Origin of the sequence: Paraburkholderia terrae, assembly GCF_002902925.1 — a bacterium.
GTDB lineage: Bacteria > Pseudomonadota > Gammaproteobacteria > Burkholderiales > Burkholderiaceae > Paraburkholderia > Paraburkholderia terrae.
The window spans coordinates 440,846-459,820 of sequence record NZ_CP026111.1 but is presented as its reverse complement, the minus strand read 5'-3'; the positions used below and the strand labels follow the sequence as shown (position 1 = coordinate 459,820).

Annotated in this window: 16 protein-coding genes; 10 read left to right on the top strand and 6 right to left on the bottom strand. The window is 62.5% G+C overall.

Features of this window, described 5'->3' with window-relative positions:
• Positions 1–66 precede the first annotated feature (66 nt).
• The 8 genes from C2L65_RS02050 to C2L65_RS45350 all read left to right on the top strand — a co-directional run bounded on the left by C2L65_RS02050 (position 67) and on the right by C2L65_RS45350 (position 8,617).
• Positions 67–963 carry a CorC family transporter gene (locus C2L65_RS02050; protein WP_042317054.1) on the top strand — a complete coding sequence of 299 codons (897 nt, stop codon included), beginning with the start codon at positions 67–69 and terminating at the stop codon, positions 961–963.
• A 34-nt stretch (positions 964–997) separates the two neighbouring features.
• A complete protein-coding gene (gene lnt / locus C2L65_RS02045) occupies positions 998–2,737 on the top strand; it encodes an apolipoprotein N-acyltransferase (protein ID WP_042317055.1) in 1,740 nt (579 codons plus the stop codon).
• A gap of 228 nt (positions 2,738–2,965) precedes the next feature.
• Entirely contained in the window at positions 2,966–3,973 is a 1,008-nt protein-coding gene (glyQ, locus tag C2L65_RS02040; protein ID WP_081921563.1) for a glycine--tRNA ligase subunit alpha, read from the top strand.
• Between the two features lie 15 nt (positions 3,974–3,988).
• On the top strand, positions 3,989–6,088 hold the full coding sequence (glyS, locus tag C2L65_RS02035; RefSeq protein ID WP_042317057.1) for a glycine--tRNA ligase subunit beta: 2,100 nt from the start codon (positions 3,989–3,991) through the stop codon (positions 6,086–6,088).
• Between the two features lie 10 nt (positions 6,089–6,098).
• Positions 6,099–6,656 carry a D-glycero-beta-D-manno-heptose 1,7-bisphosphate 7-phosphatase gene (gene gmhB, locus C2L65_RS02030; protein WP_042317060.1) on the top strand — a complete coding sequence of 186 codons (558 nt, stop codon included), beginning with the start codon at positions 6,099–6,101 and terminating at the stop codon, positions 6,654–6,656.
• Between the two features lie 38 nt (positions 6,657–6,694).
• The gene (locus C2L65_RS02025; RefSeq protein ID WP_042317063.1) at positions 6,695–7,453 is read left to right on the top strand and encodes a lysophospholipid acyltransferase family protein; all 759 of its coding nucleotides are present in this window, start codon (positions 6,695–6,697) and stop codon (positions 7,451–7,453) included.
• 60 nt (positions 7,454–7,513) lie between these two features.
• The gene (locus C2L65_RS02020; protein ID WP_042317065.1) at positions 7,514–8,371 is read left to right on the top strand and encodes a M48 family metallopeptidase; all 858 of its coding nucleotides are present in this window, start codon (positions 7,514–7,516) and stop codon (positions 8,369–8,371) included.
• 75 nt (positions 8,372–8,446) lie between these two features.
• A complete protein-coding gene (locus tag C2L65_RS45350; protein WP_158660405.1) occupies positions 8,447–8,617 on the top strand; it encodes a hypothetical protein in 171 nt (56 codons plus the stop codon).
• Positions 8,618–9,356: 739 nt separating this feature from the next.
• On the opposite strand, the gene gloA is transcribed toward C2L65_RS45350, so the two are convergent.
• From gloA to C2L65_RS01990, 6 genes are all read right to left on the bottom strand, one after another.
• Positions 9,357–9,743: a lactoylglutathione lyase gene (gene gloA / locus C2L65_RS02015; protein ID WP_042316975.1), complete on the bottom strand. Its 387-nt coding sequence runs from the start codon at positions 9,741–9,743 to the stop codon at positions 9,357–9,359.
• A 116-nt stretch (positions 9,744–9,859) separates the two neighbouring features.
• Positions 9,860–10,987, bottom strand: coding sequence for a porin (locus tag C2L65_RS02010; protein ID WP_042316978.1), 1,128 nt, complete (start codon positions 10,985–10,987; stop codon positions 9,860–9,862).
• A gap of 217 nt (positions 10,988–11,204) precedes the next feature.
• Entirely contained in the window at positions 11,205–12,035 is an 831-nt protein-coding gene (rsmA, locus tag C2L65_RS02005) for a 16S rRNA (adenine(1518)-N(6)/adenine(1519)-N(6))-dimethyltransferase RsmA (protein WP_042316981.1), read from the bottom strand.
• Between the two features lie 20 nt (positions 12,036–12,055).
• Positions 12,056–13,057, bottom strand: a complete 1,002-nt coding sequence (gene pdxA / locus C2L65_RS02000; protein WP_042316986.1) for a 4-hydroxythreonine-4-phosphate dehydrogenase PdxA — start codon at positions 13,055–13,057, stop codon at positions 12,056–12,058.
• A gap of 13 nt (positions 13,058–13,070) precedes the next feature.
• A complete protein-coding gene (locus C2L65_RS01995) occupies positions 13,071–14,450 on the bottom strand; it encodes a peptidylprolyl isomerase (RefSeq protein ID WP_174485124.1) in 1,380 nt (459 codons plus the stop codon).
• Positions 14,451–14,565: 115 nt separating this feature from the next.
• Positions 14,566–16,935, bottom strand: a complete 2,370-nt coding sequence (locus C2L65_RS01990; protein WP_042316992.1) for an LPS-assembly protein LptD — start codon at positions 16,933–16,935, stop codon at positions 14,566–14,568.
• A gap of 226 nt (positions 16,936–17,161) precedes the next feature.
• Here C2L65_RS01990 and C2L65_RS01985 point away from each other — a divergent pair, with 226 nt between their 5' ends.
• Together C2L65_RS01985 and murU are read left to right on the top strand one after the other, a co-directional pair.
• Positions 17,162–18,238: an aminoglycoside phosphotransferase family protein gene (locus C2L65_RS01985; protein WP_042316995.1), complete on the top strand. Its 1,077-nt coding sequence runs from the start codon at positions 17,162–17,164 to the stop codon at positions 18,236–18,238.
• 24 nt (positions 18,239–18,262) lie between these two features.
• Complete coding sequence (gene murU / locus C2L65_RS01980) at positions 18,263–18,952, top strand: N-acetylmuramate alpha-1-phosphate uridylyltransferase MurU (protein WP_042316998.1); 690 nt, start codon at positions 18,263–18,265, stop codon at positions 18,950–18,952.
• Positions 18,953–18,975 lie beyond the last annotated feature (23 nt).

Genomic DNA, 18,975 nt, shown 5'->3' with positions numbered 1-18,975 from the left:
CTGCCACGCACGTGGTGTATCCTTAACACTCTGCAACAGCGCGCCCAGCTTTCCGGGCGCACCACCATGAACGATTCGTATCCCAGTCGACGCCATACCAGCGACAAACCCCAGGAAAAGCGCTCCCTCCTCGAGCGATTGACCGACTTCATCTCGCCCGAGCCCGATTCTCGCGGCGAACTTCTCGAAATCCTGCAGGACGCGCACGAACGCAATCTGATCGACGCAGATTCGCTGTCGATGATCGAAGGCGTGTTCCAGGTTTCCGAGCTCTGCGCGCGCGACATCATGATCCCGCGCTCGCAAATGGACGCGATCAACATCGCGGACGCCCCCGACGAATTCATTCCGTACATGCTGGAAAAAGCGCACTCGCGCTATCCCGTGTACGAAGGCAATCGCGACAACGTGATCGGCGTGCTGCTCGCGAAAGATCTGCTGCGCTACTACGCCGAAGGCGAAGCGGACGTGCGCGGCATGCTGCGCCCCGCCGTGTTCATCCCCGAATCGAAGCGTCTGAACGTGCTGTTGCACGACTTCCGCGTCAACCGCAATCACATCGCGATCGTCGTCGACGAATACGGCGGCGTCGCGGGCCTGATCACGATCGAGGACGTGCTGGAGCAGATCGTCGGCGACATCGAGGACGAATACGATTTCGACGAAGAAAGCGGCAACATCATCGCGTCGCCGGACGGACGCTACCGCGTGCGCGCGCTGACCGAGATCGAGCAGTTCAACGAAGAGTTCGGCACGCACTATTCCGACGAAGGAGTCGACACGATCGGCGGACTTGTCACGCACCATTTCGGACGCGTGCCGCATCGCGGCGAGAAAGTGAAGCTCGACGACCTGATCTTCGAAGTGCTGCGCGCCGACGCGCGCCAGATCCACATGCTGCTCGTGCGCCGCGATCCGCTCGCTGGACAGCGCGAACGCGACGCCCAGCACGTGCAAACCTGATTTCCCCCGTTTCCCTGAAGCCGACCACGCAAGAATGGCCGACCCGATCACTTCCCGTCTGCGCCGCGGCGTGACGTCCGACGCAGCCGATGCAAACATCGGGCGCGCCCGGACGTTGCCGTGGTGGCACTACCTCGCCGCCGCAGCCGCCGGCGCGCTCAACACGCTATCCTTCGCGCCCACGCCGCACGGCGGCTGGCTCGAACTTGCGATCTTCGTTTTCTTCTTCGTGTGGCTCACGCGCACCACGGGCTGGAAAAGCGCCGCCCTCACCGGCTTCGCGTTCGGCTTCGGCAACTACGTGTCGGGCGTGTGGTGGCTGTACGTGAGCATGCACTTCTACGGCGGCATGCCGGCGCCCCTCGCGGGCACCGCACTCGTGCTGTTCTCGCTGTACCTCGCCGTCTATCCGGCGCTCGCGGCTGGCGTCTGGTCCTTCTGCGCAGGACACGCGCGCAACGGCAAACTCGTCGACGATCAGCCGTTTTCGCCGACCTGGCACGGCGCCTTTGCGTTCGCGAGCGCGTGGGCGATCGGCGAATGGCTGCGCGGCACGGTGTTCACCGGCTTTCCGTGGCTCGCGAGCGGCTATGCGCAGGTCGACGGGCCGTTTGCGGGATTCGCGCCGATTGTCGGCGTATACGGCGTCGGCTGGGTGCTCGCGCTGGCCGCCGCACTGATCGCGCAGGCCGTGCTGCGTTCGCTCACATCGAAAAATGGCAATGCACTCGCTGCGCCGCGAACCGCGCGCGTTGCGGTGCCCGCCGTCATCGCCGTTGCGCTGATCGCAGCGGGACTCGTACTGCCGCTCGTTTCGTGGACGACGCCCGCCAACGCGACGCTGACCGTGCGCCTCCTGCAAGGCAACGTGAAGCAGGACATGAAGTTCGAAGAGTCGGGCGTAAAAGCGGCCATCGACGAATATCAGCGGATGATCACAGCAAAGCCCGCCGATCTGATCGTCACGCCGGAAACAGCCATTCCCGTGCTCGCGCAGGCGATCCCCGAGTCGTTCGCGCTCGCCGTGCGCCATTTCGCGGATTCGACGCATTCGTCGATTCTGTTCGGTGCGGTCGGCGGAACGATCACGCCGGAAGGACGCGTCGTCGATTACACGAACAGCCTGTTCGGCATCACGCCGGGCCAGACGGGCGTGTATCGCTATGACAAGCATCATCTCGTGCCGTTCGGCGAGTTCGTGCCCTGGGGCTTCCGCTGGTTCGTGAACCTGATGAACATTCCGCTGGGCGATTTCGCGCGCGGCGCGCCCGTGCAGAAGCCGTTCGTCGTACACAATCAGCCGGTCGCCGTCGATATCTGCTACGAAGACATCTTCGGCGAGGAAATCGCGCGCACGGTGCGCGAGAGCGACATGCCGGCGGGCGTGCTCGTCAACTCGACGAATCTCGCGTGGTTCGGCGACACGATCGCGCTCGATCAACATCTGCAGATTGCACGCATGCGCTCGCTCGAAACCGGCCGTCCAATGCTGCGCGCGACGAACACGGGCGCGACGGCTGCGATCGACGCGCACGGCAACGTCATCGCGCGCTTGCCCACATTTACCCAAGGTTCGATCGAAACGACCGTGCAAGGCACGACGGGCTTCACGCCGTACGTGACGAGCGGCAACAACACCGTGCTCGCCGTTTCACTGCTGTTCCTCGCATTCGGTTTTGCGTTCGGTCCGGGCCGCGATCAGTCGGGCCGCGCCAAGGTGCGCAACGGCACGAACAGCGTAAGCACCGACACAAAGCGCGACGACAACGCCTAACATCAAGTCATACGGGCGGCGCAACGCGAAACAACACAACGACGCGCCCCCGTCGACTCACCAGGCCCCAGAAAGTCTCAAGCCACCGGCAATCCGGTAAAATTCAGGGTTTTACAGCACTGGGCCGCGCAACCGGCCGGCTATGGAGCGGACGGCCAGCACGACCGGCACGCCCCCAGGCCGCACGGCATCCGCGTCCTGCCTGAAAGGCACCCTTCAAGGCACTTCATGCTCACGTTTCAGCAAATCATCCTGACGCTGCAATCCTATTGGGACAAGCAGGGTTGCGCGCTGCTCCAGCCGATCGACATGGAAGTCGGCGCGGGCACTTCCCACGTCCATACGTTCCTGCGCGCGGTCGGCCCCGAGCCGTGGCGGGCAGCGTATGTCCAGCCGTCGCGCCGTCCGAAGGACGGCCGCTATGGTGAGAACCCCAACCGTCTGCAGCACTACTACCAGTATCAGGTCGTGCTGAAGCCCGCGCCGGAAAACATCCTCGACCTGTACCTCGGCTCGCTCGAAGCGCTCGGCTTCGACCTGAAGCAGAACGACGTGCGCTTCGTCGAGGACGACTGGGAAAACCCGACGCTCGGCGCGTGGGGCCTAGGCTGGGAAGTGTGGCTCAACGGCATGGAAGTGACGCAGTTCACGTACTTCCAGCAAGTGGGCGGCCTCGATTGCAAGCCAGTGCTCGGCGAAATCACATACGGTCTCGAACGCCTCGCGATGTATCTGCAGAAGGTCGAGAACGTCTATGACCTGATCTGGACCGAGTGGGAAGAACAAGGCCCGAACGGTCCGGAAATGCGCCGCCTCACGTATGGCGACGTGTATCACCAGAACGAAGTCGAACAGTCGACGTACAACTTCGAGCACGCCAACACCGATCTGCTGTTCACGTTCTTCAACAGCTACGAAGCCGAAGCAAAGCGGATGATCGAAGTGCCGCTCGCGCTGCCCGCTTACGAACTCGTGCTGAAGGCCGCTCACACCTTCAATCTGCTCGATGCGCGCGGTGCGATCTCCGTGACGGAACGCGCGGCCTATATCGGCCGCATTCGTGCGCTGTCGCGCCTCGTCGCGCAGGCTTACTACGACTCGCGCGAAAAGCTCGGCTTCCCGATGCTCGGCAATCCCGTGCATGGCGTACCCGGCCTCACCACCGACGAACAGGACGCCGCGATGCCCACGTGGGCGCCGCCGCTCAAAGTCGAACGCAAGATCGACCAGGACTGACGAGACCAAGAAGACATGACGCAATCCCATCAAGCCACCCTGCTCGTCGAACTGCTGACCGAGGAACTGCCGCCCAAAGCGCTCGCGCGCCTGGGCGATGCGTTCGCGGAAGGCATCGCGCAACGTCTCGCCGCGCGTGATCTGATCGAAGGCGAATTGCAGTTCGAGCGTTACGCCACGCCGCGCCGCCTCGCCGTCACCATCAAGAACGTGCGCAGCGTCGCGCCGGAAAAACACGTGCGCGAAAAAGTGCTGCCCGTTTCCGTCGCGCTCGATGCGAACGGCCAACCCACGCCGCCGCTCGCAAAGAAGCTCGCGGCGCTCGGCTTCCCCGATTTCTCGGTGAACGATCTCGAACGCGCGAACGACGGCAAGGCTGATGCGTTCTTCCTGCGCTATGCGGCGCCCGGCGCGACGCTCGCCGAAGGCCTGCAGACGGCGCTCGACGAAACGCTCGCCAAGCTGCCCATTCCGAAGGTCATGACGTATCAGCGCCCGGACGGCTCGAACGTGCAGTTCGTGCGTCCCGTGCATCGTCTGACGGTGCTGCATGACAAAGAGGTCGTGCCCGTCACCGCATTCGGCATCGATGCCGACGACACCACGCTCGGTCATCGCTTCCTGTCCGAAGGCTTCGTGCAGATCCAGCATGCGGATCACTACGCCGAAACGCTGATGCATCGCGGCCACGTCGTGCCGAACTTCTCGGACCGCAAGGAAACCATCCGCACGCATCTGCTCGCTCAAGCGAACGGCGATCAGGTCGTCATGCCCGAGTCGCTGCTCGACGAAGTGACGTCGCTGGTCGAATGGCCCGTCGTCTACGCGTGCACGTTCGAGGACGAGTTCCTGCAAGTACCGCAGGAATGCCTGATCCTCACCATGCAAACCAACCAGAAATACTTCGCGCTCACCGACGCGAACGGCAAGCTGCGCTCGCGCTTCCTGATCGTGTCGAACATCGAGACGAAGACGCCAGCCGAGATCGTCGAAGGCAATGAGCGTGTGGTGCGTCCGCGCCTCGCCGACGCGAAGTTCTTCTTCGAGCACGACAAGAAGAAGCCGCTCGCGAACCGCGTGCCGCAACTCGCGAACGTCGTCTATCACAACAAGCTCGGTTCGGCGCTGCAACGTGTCGAGCGCGTCGAAGCGCTGGCAGGCGCGATCGCGCAGATGATCGGCGCGGACGTCGCGCTCGCGAAGCGCGGAGCGCATCTCGCGAAGGCCGACTTGCTGACCGACATGGTCGGCGAATTCCCCGAGCTGCAAGGCACGATGGGCACGTACTACGCGCGCCACGACGGCGAGCCGGAAGAAGTCGCGCTCGCGTGCTCGGAACACTATCAGCCGCGCTTCTCCGGCGATGCGTTGCCGTCGACCGTGACGGGCACGATCGTCGCGCTCGCGGACAAGCTCGAAACGCTGGTCGGCATCTGGGGCATCGGCCTGCAACCGACGGGCGAGAAAGATCCGTTCGCGCTGCGCCGTCACGCACTCGGCGTGCTGCGTATCCTCGTCGAAAAGCAATTGCCGATCGATCTCGTCGAACTGCTGCGCGTCACCTACGCGCAATTCGCGAACGTGCCGAACGTCGCCGATTCGACACAAGCTATCTACGAGTTCTGCATCGACCGTCTGCGCGGTCAACTGCGCGAACGCGGCTACTCGGCGGGCGAAGTGGATGCCGTGCTCGCGCTGAACCCGACGCGTTTCGACGATATCGTCGCGCGTCTGGATGCCGTGCGTGAATTCGCGACGCTGGCGGAAGCGGCGTCGCTCGCGGCGGCAAACAAGCGCATCTCGAACATCCTGAAGAAGTCGGAAGGCGCGAACGCGAGCGGCGTGCAGATCGCGCTGCTCGTCGAAGCCGCCGAAAAGGCGCTGTATGCGCAGCTCGAACAGGTTGCGCCGCGCGTGCAGTCGCAACTGGCCGAGCGCCAGTACACGGGCGCGCTGTCGGCGCTCGCCGCGCTGCGCGAACCCGTCGACACGTTCTTCAACGACGTGATGGTCAACGCCGAAGACCCGGCGCTGCGAGCGAACCGCCTTGCGCTGCTCGGCGCGCTCCATCAACAGATGAACTGCGTCGCGGACATTTCGCGTCTCGCAGCCTGAGCGACGCATCATGCCGACTGCAAAGAAACTGGTAGTGCTCGACCGGGACGGCGTGATCAACGCCGACTCGGACGCGTTCATCAAAACACCCGACGAGTGGGTCGCGTTGCCCGGCAGTCTCGAAGCCATCGCGCGGCTCAACCAGGCCGGCTATCGCGTGGCGATTGCGACGAATCAGTCGGGTATCGGCCGCGGCCTGTTCGACATGGACGCGCTCAACGCGATGCATCTGAAGATGCATCGCGCGGCGGCCGCCGTCGGTGGGCGCATCGACGCCGTGTTCTTCTGCCCGCACACCGCCGACGATCACTGCGAATGCCGCAAGCCGAGGCCCGGCATGCTGAAGATGATCGCGGAGCGCTTCGAGATCGAACCGGAGGAGACGCCTTGCGTCGGCGATTCGTTGCGCGATCTGCAGGCAGGCGCCGCGCTCGGTTTCGTCCCGCACCTCGTGCTGACGGGTAAGGGCAAGAAGACGCTTGAAGCAGGCGGCCTCCCCGAAGGTACGATCGTGCATAACGACCTGCGCGCGTTCGCACTCGACTTTCTCGCCGAAGAACAAGAATGATGCGTGCCTAGCACGCCCTCACCTCACTGACCACGCCGATGCGCTTCATCCGCTCGCTGTTGCTGCTGATCTTTTTTGCGGTCTTCACGATTCCCTACGCGACCGCGTGCTTCATCGCGTTTCCGTTCATGCGCGCCGATAACCGCTACTGGATGGCTGTCGGCTGGTGTCGCACGACGCTCTCTGTCGTGCGCTGGCTGAACAACATCCGCTACGAAATACGCGGCATGGACAACCTGCCGAACGGTCCCACCGTGTTGCTGTCGAAACATCAATCCGCGTGGGAGACGCTCGCGTTTCCCGCGTTGATGCCGCGGCCGCTGTGCTACGTGTTCAAGCGCGAGCTGTTGTATGTGCCGTTCTTCGGCTGGGCGCTCGGCATGCTGAAGATGATTCACATCGACCGCAAGGAAGGCAAGAATGCGTTTGCATCGGTGACGCGGCAAGGCGCGCGACGCATGTCCGAAGGCGCGTGGGTCATCATGTTCCCGGAAGGCACGCGCACGCCCACGGGCAAGCAAGGCAAGTACAAGACGGGTGGCGCGCGCTTCGCGGTCGCGACGGGCGCGGCCGTCGTCCCCATCGCGCACAATGCGGGGCGCGTGTGGCCGCGCAACTCGTTTATGAAATATCCGGGTATAGTCACAGTGTCGATCGGCAAACCGATCGACACTACCGGGCTCACGCCCGACGAAGTGAACACGCGCGTTGAAACGTGGATCGAGGCCGAGATGCGTCGTATCGATCCGGCCGCTTATGGCGACGAGCAAAGCACGCCCGCCGCCGCCCGTATCTGACGCGCCACGCTGCAATGCGCACATACGCGCGTTGCAGCGTATCAGCGCGAAGTGAGTCCGATGCAGAAGTCTTCCAAGCCGCAGCCTGCTGCGGCGCTCGATAGCCGGCAACTGGATCTGCCGCTCTTCGACGAGCCGGGCAAACCTGCCGCGCCGCCGCAACCCAAGTCCGCTGCTCCCCTCGCTCCCGATGGTTCGAAAATGCGCAGCGTCACGCTTGGTGCGCGCACGTTGCATTACGGGCTGAAGCGTTCGTCGCGGCGCTCGATCGGGTTTGCGATCGACAGCACGGGGCTGACTATCACCGCGCCGCGGTGGGTCACGCTCGCTGATATCGAAACGGCGATCGCCGAAAAGCAGCGCTGGATTTTTACCAAACTCACTGAGTGGCAGACCCGTACCGAGCAGCGTGTGATGCCGCGCGTCGACTGGAAAGATGGCGCTGAGTTGCCCTATCTTGGGCAGACTGTGCGCGTGACGCTTGCGGCTGCGAATGGTCAGCTTGTGTACGATGCTGCGGGGAATATGCTCGCGCTGCCGCTGCCGGCGCAGGCTGATCCGCAGCAGATCAAGGATCGCGTGCAGGGGTGGCTGCAGAACGAGGCGAAGCGGATTTTCGGTGAACGTCTTGTTGTGTATGCCGAGAAGCTTGGGGTTTCGTATCGGGCTTATGGGCTTTCTTCCGCCGCTACGCGGTGGGGTAGTTGTTCTAGTGATGGAAAGATTCGCCTTAACTGGCGGCTGATTCACTTTCCTTTATCCGTTATTGACTACGTCGTCGCGCATGAACTCGCGCATTTGCGCGAGATGAACCATAGTCCTAAGTTCTGGCAGACGGTGGAGTCGATTTTTCCCGAGTTTCGGGAGGCTAGGCAGACGTTGAAGCATCATCCGCCGGAGCTTTTGCCTACTTTGTGATTTGGTTTTTTTGGGGTTTGTCTGCGACGCTGGTGTGGTTTGCTTGTGGTTTCGCTGGCATCCGGAGGGCGGTGTTTGCTGCGCCAGCTTTCTGGTTTGCATGTGGTTTCGCTGGCATCCGGAGAGCGGTGTTTGCTGCGCCAGCTTTCTGGTTTGCATGTGGTTTCGCTGGCATCCGGAGAGCGGTGTTTGCTGCGCCAGCTTTCTGGTTTGCATGTGGTTTCGCTGGCATCCGCGCTTTGTTAGCCTGCTTCACGCGTCGCCCCTGTGCGGGGCGGCACCTACTTTTCTTTGCCGCCGCAAAGAAAAGTAGGCAAAAGAAAGCGGCTCACACCGCCAGTTCTTCTCCCTGCCTGAGGGCCCCCACAGGGTCTTACACTTCACACGGCAATCACGTGACCCACGCACGTTGCCAGCGCACTGAACCAGCGCCTCACCCGCTTCACGCACCCACAATCCAGTATGCCGCGCCAGACAGTCCACCGCCGCCCAGGTGGCAAACTGTGTGTCGGCTTCCTGTGCTTCGCACGCATCACTTCGGACCGATTGCGCATGCGTCCCACCCGGTAAGAGCGCTACCCTGTACGACGCGACAACCTACACACAGTTTGCCACCTGGGCAGCACATACCGTTCGTTGCCGCTAGCTCATGTACGGGTGTTTGAAGTGGGTGAGGCGCTCATTCAGCGCGTTGGCAACCCCCGCGAACAAGAACGCTGCCGTGTGAGGCGTGGGGACGTTGGGGGCCCGTGGATAAGAACAAGAATTGGCGGTGTGAGCCGCTTTCTTTTGCCTACTTTTCTTTGCGGCGGCAAAGAAAAGTAGGTGCCGCCCCGCACAGGGGCGACGCTTGAAGCACGCTAACGAATCGCGGATGCCAGCGAAACCACATGCAAACCAGAAAGCTGGCGCAGCAAACACCGCCCTCCGGATGCAAGCTCAAAAACAAGCAAACCACCCAGCGTCGCAGACAAAACAAAAACCCTTAAGACTTCCGCTGAATAAACTCGATCTTATACCCGTCAGGGTCAGTCACAAACGCGATAACAGTCGTACCGTGCTTCATAGGCCCGGCCTCCCGCACAACCGTCCCGCCCTGCTCCTTGATCTTGGCGCACGCGGCATACGCGTCATCCACCTCAACCGCCAGGTGCCCAAACGCATCTCCCAGATCGTACGACTCAGTATCCCAATTGTGAGTCAGTTCGATAACCGTGCCATCTTTCTCATCTTCATACCCAACAAACGCAAGCGTAAACTTACCCTCAGGATAATCATTTCGACGCAGCACTTTCATCCCGAGCAACTCGGTATAAAACTTGATCGAGCGGTCGAGATTGCCGACTCGAAGCATGGTGTGAAGAAGGCGCATTGTGTACTCCAGTATTGTGTAGGGATGTCGAGGGCGTAAATGTACAGAAAAACCGAAAACGCCGCGCGCTCGCCAAACCCAGTCCGGCGGCGTCCACACGCCCCATAGGCAAAACTTTAGAACAGATGCCGCAGCCCTGTCATCAGCCCAATCTGCGTACCCTTCTGCGCCAGCCCGACCCCATTCACACCCTGCAATTGCGCGCCAATCAGATCTCCGCGATACAGCGCGTAATCGCCTTCCACATAAACATCCGTGCGCTTGGACAAACTGTAATCAGCTACGAGCTGATACTGCCACGCAGAGCCATCCTGCGCCGGCGTCTTGCCGTCCTGCAATGTCCGCCACACATTCGCTGCGAAATGCCAGGCAGCGCCCACCTGCTGCGTGATACCGCCCATTATCATCCGACGTCGTGAAAAGTCCGTGTACTTGAGCGCCGCAAGCACAGGCGCCGTAAACGGTCCGTTCGCGAAATTCGAGAAGCCCGCGTCGTTCTGATTGACGATGTAGCCAAGCGCGAAGCGCGTCTGGTTCCACGTGTACGACGCCCCGAACGTCCACGCTTTCGCCGCGCTGCCATTGACGGAATCGCGCGACTCCTCATACGCGCCGCCCATATTCACAGGCCCGCCACTAGGCGCATAAGCAACAGCCGCGCCGTACTGCGAACCATACGACTGGTGCCCCGCGACGCCGCCGAACGCGTACCCGATCGACAACAACACGTCATGCGCGCGCGCCTGATACTGCACCTGATTGCTCGTCCAGATACCGCCCGACATCGTCACTTCCGGCTGGAAACTGAAGTCGTAAGGAATCCACGGGTTGCTGCCATAGCCACCAATCGTGATGCCTTCGATCAGCACGTTCGGCATCCGCCCAAAGATCAGCTTGCCGTACGACGACGACTGCACACCGACCTGCGCCTCGTTGAAAAACGGCAGCGTCGGATCGCTCTGACCACTGTTGATGTAGATACGGTTTTCGAGCTTGAAGAAGGTCGACCAGCCGCCGCCCAGGTCCTCGACGCCGCGCAAGCCCCAGCGGCTCTCGGACATGCCGCCGTTGCCGAGGCCGACGCTCGAGTCACCGTTCTTGTTCACGTGCGTCATATAGCGGACGCTTTCGTCGACAATGCCGTACAAGGTGACGCTCGATTGCGCGTGTGCCGTCGCGCACGTCAACGCGGGCGAAAGCGCCGCCCACGCGCAGAACCTCAGTCTCTTGCTCCCCTTCGTCATACCGTCTCCTGATCCATCCTGCATGCGTTAGTGCGTGGGATTTTCTTAAAGCGGTGCGGCGTCGCTGGCGCGCAAATAGGCGAACGCAAGCAAGCGTAAGATTAATCTGTATGAAGAGTCGGGAAGATAAAAGAAAGCCCGCGTGTTGCGGGCTGTCTACAGTGGCCTTTGCAGATTCAACGAGTCGTATTTGTGACTTGACTCGCTGCGTTTCCAGCTACTTCGGAGAAGCCGCCGATACGGCCTGCGCAACCGACACATACTCTGCGACGGGCACGTCCTCCGCGCGGCGCTGCAGATCGAAGCCGAGCGCTTCGAAATCGACGGTATCGCGATATGCGGAAAGCGTATTTCGCAACATCTTGCGACGCTGCGAGAACGCCGCGGTGACGAGTTCACCGAGCGTCGCTTGATCGACGGAAGGCAGTTCGTGCGGCGCGTACGGAATCATGCGGACGATCGCGGAATCGACTTTCGGCGGCGGCTGGAACGATTCGGGCGGCACGTCGAGCAGCTTGTCGATCACATAACGGTACTGCAACATCACAGACAACCGGCTGAACGCCTTGGTGCCCGGCTCCGCGACCATCCGCTCGACCACTTCGTTCTGCAGCATGAAATGCTGATCGATTACGCGATCGGCGAAAGTGGCGAGATGAAACAGCAACGGGCTCGAAATGTTGTAAGGCAGATTGCCGACGATACGCAGCGTGGGCTTTTCGCCCGCTTCCGCGAGCGCGCCGAAGTCGAACGCGAGCGCATCACCTTCATGCAATTCGAGTAGCTCGCCGAACTTCTTCTTCAAACGCCCGATCAGGTCGCGGTCCAGTTCGACGGCGTGCAGCGGCGCTTCGGGCGTCGCGAGACGCCCGATCAGCGGCTCCGTCAGCGCGCCCAGCCCCGGTCCGATTTCGACCATGCGCTCGCCGCGTTGCGGACGGATCACGTCGACAATCGAATCGATGATGCCCAAGTCGACCAGAAAATTCTGTCCGAAGCGCTTGCGCGCGAAGTGGCCCTGGTGCTGTTTGCTTGAACTGTTGGACATCGATAGAAGCTACAAAAAAATCATGCGGCGCGACGGTTGCGCGCCATGGAAACTGCGGTGTCGATCGCGGCGATCAGGCTGCCCGCATCCGCGCGGCCTGTGCCGGCGAGATCGAGCGCCGTGCCGTGATCGACAGACGTGCGAATGATCGGCAAGCCGAGCGTCACGTTGATGCCTTCGCCGAACGTCGCGTATTTCAGAACGGGCAGGCCCTGATCGTGAAACATCGCGAGTACGCAATCGGCTTCGTTCAGATAACGCGGCTGAAACAGCGTGTCGGCGGGATACGGGCCGCGCGCGTCGATGCCCTGGCCGTTCGCCTGTTGCAGCGCCGGCGAGATCACGTCGATTTCCTCGCGGCCGAGATAGCCGTTTTCACCCGCATGCGGATTCAGGCCGGTGACGAGAATACGCGGTGCCGGCAGGCCGAAATGGTGCCGCAAGTCATGGTCGATGATACGCAGCGTGTCAACGAGGCCGTCGACCGTCAGCGCCGCCGACACGTCCTTCAGCGGCAGATGCGTCGTGGCGAGCGCGACGCGCAGCGGCCTTGCGCCCGTGCCCGCCAGCATCATCACGACGCGCGGGGTGTTGGTGCGCTCCGCCAGATATTCGGTATGACCGGTGAACGGCACGCCGGCATCGTTGATCGTGCTCTTTTGCAGCGGCGCGGTGACGATTGCGTCGAACGTGCCCGCGAGCGCGCCATCGATCGCTGCATCGAGCAGGCCGAGCACATACGGCCCGTTCTTTACGTCGAGCTTGCCGGCGTGCGCGGGCGCGGCGAGCGCGTGATGCTGCGTGGCGATGTGGCGGCCCTGCTGCGCCGCCCAGTCGATCCCTACTGCTTTCGCCCGTTCGGCCATCAAACCGCTGTCACCGAGCACCGTGAAGTGCGCATCGGGCCAGTGCGCGCCCGCCGCGGCGAGCGCCTGTGCCGTCAGTTCAGGACCGACGCCAGCCGGCTCGCCCGTGGTGATCGCGATGTTCAGCGGTGCGTTCGAGGGCTGGGCAGCGGTCATGACGATTCCAGAGTTATTGCGCGGAGGTACCCGTGATCGGGTTTGCCTTGTAATCGACATACGCGGTGTCGCGCAGCTCACGCAGCCAGTCGGCATACGCCTGTTCCGCCTTGCGCTGGCCGATAGCCTGGCGCGCGAGGTCCATCTGCTGCGAGACCGAGCCTTCCGCTTCGCGCCGGCCGAGCACCTGGATCAGGTGATAGCCATATTCGCTTCGCACGGGCTGGCTGATCTGGTTGTCCTGCAGCGCGTTCATCGCGCGTTCGAACTCGGGCACCGTTTCGCCTGGGCTGATCCAGCCGAGATCGCCGCCTTGCGACGCCGAACCGTCCTGCGAATAGGTGCGCGCAAACTTGTCGAAATCGCCTTGGCCCGTTTCGATCTCCTGGCGGATTTCGAGCAGCTTCTGGCGCGCCTGCGGCTCCGACATGCCGTCGCCGACACGCAGCAGGATGTGGCGCACGTGCGTCTGCGTGAGCTTGGTCGAATCGGCGGAAGTCGCGCCCTGGCCAGAGCGGCGATCGACGAGTCGCACGATCTCGAAGCCGTCGTTGGTGCGGATCACGGACGGATTGACCTGGCCCGGACGCAGCGTCGAAGCTGCCGTCACGAATTCAGCCGGCAGTTTGGACGGTGACTGAAAGCCCAGGTCGCCGCCCTTCGATGCATCCGCCGCCTGCGAATTGGCCTTCGCGAGCTTCTCGAAGTTGTCGCCCTTCAATGCTTCCTGCAGCAGCCCATTCGCCTTCGTCTGCGCCGCTTCGATATCCGTCTGCGACGCGTTGAGCGGCGCCTTCAGGAGGATGTGCTCCAGGTGCAGATCGCTGGTGAGGCCGGCCGTCGGCCCACGCTGGCTCGCGATGTAGTTCGCCACTTCCGCGTCCGACACGGTGACCTTGCTGTCCACTTCCTTCTCCCGCAGACGCGAGAGGATCAGCTCCGTCTTCGCGTCGCCCGTGAAGGTCGACCAGGGCACGCCTTGCGCCTCGATACGCGCGCGATACATTTCGAGCGGCATGTTGTTGGCCTGCGCGAGACGTTCGAGCGTGCGCTGCACCTGCGCGTCGTCGACGTTGATGCCGTCTTCGCGCGCCCTCTGCAACTGGATGCGCTCCAGCACCATCTGATTGAGCACCTGCTGGCGCAACTGATCGGCAGGCGGAATCGGCGCGTGCTGCTGGTTCAGCCGCTTCGTGATCAGGCCGACGCGCATGTCCAGCTCGCGCTGCGTGATGACGCCGTTGTTGACGACAGCCGCGATCGTATCGACCGTTTGAGCATTGCTGTTGCCGCCCAGCGCCTGCGCGTGCGCAGGCGCTGCCAGCAGAATGGAAGCGGCCGCAGCGAAGCCGGTCGCGAACGTTGCCAGGCGAAGCTTTTTCATGATTGCCACAGATACTCCAGTGATGTCGGGCACGCTCGGCCCGTCTTGTCTGTTCTGCGAACGACGCGGCATCGATCTGTCACTCGCGACTCGCTCATAGGTGACCCCGTCATTCGCGACCCCGTCATTGGTAGTTGTTGAACTGCGATTCGGGCGGCGGCGGCGGCGGTGGCGGCTGATAGCCAGCAACGCTTGCGCGGAACGCAGACATCAGCCCGTTGTCGACGCTCGACAGGCCCTTGAACGTCAGCTGCGCAAGCACCCGCGTGCCGGACGACGTACCACCCGTCGAGTTCACCCCGTTTGCATAACGCTGAAAACCCACGCCGAGCGTCCAGCAATCCGCGTCGTATTGCATGCCGAGAAGCGCGTCGACGACGCGTTGTGCTTTCAGGTCGTAGTTGATACGCCCTACGCCGAACACACGGTGCATCAACGGCCACTGGCCCGAGATCAGCAACTGGTTGATCGGCTGGTTGTCCAGCGTCGTGTTGGCACGCGTGTAACGGTAGCCAAGGTTGATGACCTTGCCTGCTGCCGGGCTGTACCCGAAACCGATGCTGGTCTTGACCAGCTGGTTGTTGTCCGCATTATATTGGAACGCCGTTTCCGAAGCGAAACCGGCTCCGAGCTTCAGCGACGCGCCGAGAATCAGGTCCGAATGCGTCGCCTGTTCCGAAGACTGCGGCGTCTGGTTCAGCGTGACGCGCTGATCGCGGAAATAGTACTGCTGCGCGATCACGAAGCGCGCTCGCTCGTCGCCCGTCGCCGGGTTCAGGAACCGCGTGGTGATGGCGGCCGTCACACGGTTCGCATCGGCGATACGGTCGTTACCGACGAACGTATTCGGCGTGAAGATTTCCGCGAGGCCGAAGTCCGACTCAGCGGTGTCGAACAGCGGCGCGAAGTTCTGGTTGCGATACGGCGTGTAGACGTAGTACAGACGCGGTTCGAGCGTCTGGATGAAATCCTGCCCGAACAGACGCACCGAGCGGTCGAAGATCAGGCCGGTGTCGAACGAGAACGTCGGGATCGACTCCGTGAAGTTCTTCGGCTGGTTCGCGGGCGAGCCCGTGCCGATGTTGCTCAGGTCATACGACGCGAAGTGCCATTGCACCTTCGGCGTGACGAAGTAACCCGGACCGATGACGGAGTACGACAGGTACGGATTGAAGACGACGCGGTCGCCTTCCGTCGCGTCCGCCGTCGTGATGCGAAAGCGCGAGTAGTCCGCTTCCGCGCCGAAGTCGAAACCGCCGACATTGTACTTCGCGTACTTCACGTTCAACTGCGGTTCGCGGCCGTACGGCGCGGTGGACGGCGAAAGCGTCTGCCAGTGCTGCTCGCGCGCAAGCACGGACCACGGCCCGTTGTTGTACGTGAGACCGGCTTCCTGCTGGTACAGCAGCTGGGTGCCGTTCAGGAACTGGTTCGTCGTCGACGACAGGTCTTCCGGATAGGTGTTGTCCGAGACCTTGTTGTAGTAGATGTACCCGCCGAAGCCCGAACCGAAGTTCTGGTTGTGCTGGATATACAGCGCGTACCGGTTCGTGTGGGTGATCTTGTCGTCGGGCAGATACTCGCCCGTGATCGAGCCGCTATAGGTCGGCGACAGATAGCGGAAGTTCGCCTGCAACTGCACGCCGCGCTTCGACAGGATGCGCGGCGTCACCGTCAGATCGCGGTTGGGCGCAATGTTGAAGTAGTACGGCAGCGCCAGTTCGAAACCGTTGGTCGAACTGAGCGATGCCGTCGGCGGCAACAGGCCGCTGCGCCGCGCGCCCGACAACGGGAACGACAGCCACGGGCTCGCGAATACAGGAACGCCCTGGAAGAACAGCACGCCGTTGTGCGCGACGCCGTCATCCGCGCCCGTATCGAAATCGAACTCGCTGCCCTTGATGTACCACGCGGGATCTTCCGCGCACTGGCACGCCGTGTAGGTGCCGCGCGTGAACACCGAGCGCTCGTTATCGAGCAGATCGACGCGCTCCGCACTGCCCGAACCGCCCGTCACCGTGAAGTGATACTTGGGCGTGGTCATGAAGCCTTCGCTCGACTCGATCTTCATGTGCGCTTCCGGGCCCGAAAACGTGGCCCCGTTGCCCGACAGATGGACATTGCCGTAAGCATCGGCCATGTCCGTATCCTGATCGTAATGAAGCGCGTCGGCTTTCAGCGCCGAATTGGTGCGGCGGACTTCCGCTGCACCCTTGGCCGCGATGTCCTGGTCGGCCGTGCCCGTCGTCGAGTCGCCCAGCACGAAGGTGGCGGGGCTCTGGCCGTTGGGTGTCGAATGTTCTTCGAGTTGTGGAGCCAGCCGCAGGCCCCACGGCGCGTCTATCGGCTGCGCCTGCGCCGCCTCTCCCGCCAGCTGCGCGTGCGAGAGCGCGGGCAGCAGACCCGGCACGGCGACCAGCGCCGCTGCGAGCCGCCTTCTGCGCGGCAGGGCGTCAGAGGAGGAAGTGGTTCGGAAAAGCTGTCTAGGCGGCATGTATCGTTTGGCGTATCGGCCCTGCTGTCAGTTCATGTGCCCGGCCATCAGTCACGAGTTGCCGCCTGTGCAATCGGGCATCGAATGCACAACTATTGACGATTCATGCAGCGGTAAGGCGGGCGATCCAACGAGATGCGCGAGAACTGACGCGAGTCGCGTCAAAAAAGTCGTGGGGTATTATATGGCAAGACGTTGCCCACCCCGATTTTGTCACCGGCTTTTCATGACGCTTCCCCCCGTATCTTCCCTTACATCCGCTTCTTCGACGGCGGACGCCCGGCTCGAGCTTCTCGGCGCCTGGCTGCAAACCCACGCCGGCCGCTACGGCCTCGACCTCGCCACGCTGAAGCCCGCTTCCGCCGATGCGAGCTTTCGCCGCTACTTCCGCCTCGCGGGCAGCGGCGCGGAGCTTGTCGCGGGTGGCGCGACGGTGATCGCCGTCGATGCGCCGCCGCCCGAAAAATGCCGCGAATTCGTGCAGGTGGCGGGTTTGCTGGCCGACGCGGGCGTCCACGTGCCGCGCGTGCTGGAAGTCGATCTCGATGCGGGCTTCATGCTCGTCACCGATCTCGGCACGCAGTCGTATCTGTCGACGCTGAAGCAGAGCAGTCCCGCCGAAGCCAAAACACTGATGCGCGACGCGCTAGATGCGCTGATCCGCTGGCAGCTCGCCTCGCGCGAAGACGTGCTGCCGCCGTTCGACGAAGCGTTCCTGCGCCGCGAGATGGAGCTGATGCCGGAATGGTTCATCGGCCGGCATCTCGGGCAGGAAGTGGATAAGAACACGCGCGGCGTGCTCGATCGCACCTTCGCGCTGCTGGTCGCGAGCGCGCGGGCGCAGCCGCAGGTTTTCATGCTGCGGGATTTCATGCCGCGCAATCTGATGATCGCCAGCCCGAATCCCGGCGTGCTCGACTTTCAGGACGCGGTGTACGGTCCGATCACGTATGACGTTGCGTCACTGCTGCGCGATGCGTTCATCGGTTGGGACGAAGAGTTCGAGCTGGACTGCTTCGTGTACTACTGGGAGCGCGCGAAAAAAGCGGGGCTGCCCGTCGATGCCGACTTCGGCGAGTTCTACCGACAGCTCGAATGGATGGGCCTGCAGCGGCATATCAAGGTGCTCGGCCTGTTCTGCCGGATCAACTATCGCGATAGCAAGCCGCATTACATGGCGGATCTGCCGCGTTTCATCGGCTATGCGCGCAAGGTATGCGAGCGTTATCGGCCGCTCGTGCCGTTCGCCAGGCTGCTCGATGACCTCGAAGGCCGCGCCGTCGACGTCGGCTACACGTTCTGACGGGTGAAGAACTTGAATAAAGCGATGATCTTCGCCGCCGGGCGCGGCGACCGGATGCGGCCGTTGACGGACACGTGTCCGAAGCCGTTGTTGAAAGTGGGCGGCAAGGCGCTGATCGAATGGCAGATCGAGCGGCTGGCAGACGCCGGTTTTACGACGATTGTCGTGAATCATGCCTGGCTCGGCGCGCAGATTGAGGATGCGTTGGGCGATGGTTCGCGGTTTGGTGTCGAGTTGCGTTATTCCGCCGAGCATGAAGCGCTTGAAACGGCGGGTGGGATTGCCAAGGCGTTGCCGCTGCTGGAGGACTCAGGCAGGCCTGAGGTGTTCGTCGGCGTCGCGGGTGATGTGTACGCGGATTTTGATTATTCGACGCTGCGCGCGGCGGGTGCTCGTCTTGCGGCTGCGGATTCGCCGGGGATGCATCTTGTGATGGTGCCGAATCCTTTGTTTCATCCTGCTGGGGATTTTGTGCTCGGCGGCGATGGGCTGTTGGCGCTTGAGGGCTCGCCACGGTATACGTTCGGTAGCATCGGGCTCTATGACACACGGATGTTTCGGGATCTCCCCGTTGGGACGCGGCGCGCGCTTACGCCGTTTTATCGCGAGACTATTGCGCAGGGGCGCGCTACTGGGGCGCTGTATGACGGGTTGTGGGAGAACGTTGGGACTCCGGCGCAGCTTCGGGCGCTTGATGAGTTGTTGAAGGTGTAGGTTTTTTTGTCTGCGACGCTTGG

What these genes read in the sequence shown, in the direction of transcription:
- C2L65_RS01985 (WP_042316995.1), top strand. Translation starts at nt 17,162, where the DNA reads ATGACGCTTCCCCCCGTATCTTCCCTTACATCCGCTTCTTCGACGGCG.
- C2L65_RS02025 (WP_042317063.1), top strand. Translation starts at nt 6,695, where the DNA reads ATGCGCTTCATCCGCTCGCTGTTGCTGCTGATCTTTTTTGCGGTCTTC.
- murU (WP_042316998.1), top strand. Translation starts at nt 18,263, where the DNA reads ATGATCTTCGCCGCCGGGCGCGGCGACCGGATGCGGCCGTTGACGGAC.
- C2L65_RS02010 (WP_042316978.1), bottom strand. Translation starts at nt 10,987, where the DNA reads ATGACGAAGGGGAGCAAGAGACTGAGGTTCTGCGCGTGGGCGGCGCTT.
- C2L65_RS01990 (WP_042316992.1), bottom strand. Translation starts at nt 16,935, where the DNA reads ATGCCGCCTAGACAGCTTTTCCGAACCACTTCCTCCTCTGACGCCCTG.
- glyQ (WP_081921563.1), top strand. Translation starts at nt 2,966, where the DNA reads ATGCTCACGTTTCAGCAAATCATCCTGACGCTGCAATCCTATTGGGAC.
- rsmA (WP_042316981.1), bottom strand. Translation starts at nt 12,035, where the DNA reads ATGTCCAACAGTTCAAGCAAACAGCACCAGGGCCACTTCGCGCGCAAG.
- C2L65_RS02020 (WP_042317065.1), top strand. Translation starts at nt 7,514, where the DNA reads ATGCAGAAGTCTTCCAAGCCGCAGCCTGCTGCGGCGCTCGATAGCCGG.
- pdxA (WP_042316986.1), bottom strand. Translation starts at nt 13,057, where the DNA reads ATGACCGCTGCCCAGCCCTCGAACGCACCGCTGAACATCGCGATCACC.
- glyS (WP_042317057.1), top strand. Translation starts at nt 3,989, where the DNA reads ATGACGCAATCCCATCAAGCCACCCTGCTCGTCGAACTGCTGACCGAG.
- C2L65_RS02050 (WP_042317054.1), top strand. Translation starts at nt 67, where the DNA reads ATGAACGATTCGTATCCCAGTCGACGCCATACCAGCGACAAACCCCAG.
- gloA (WP_042316975.1), bottom strand. Translation starts at nt 9,743, where the DNA reads ATGCGCCTTCTTCACACCATGCTTCGAGTCGGCAATCTCGACCGCTCG.
- lnt (WP_042317055.1), top strand. Translation starts at nt 998, where the DNA reads ATGGCCGACCCGATCACTTCCCGTCTGCGCCGCGGCGTGACGTCCGAC.
- gmhB (WP_042317060.1), top strand. Translation starts at nt 6,099, where the DNA reads ATGCCGACTGCAAAGAAACTGGTAGTGCTCGACCGGGACGGCGTGATC.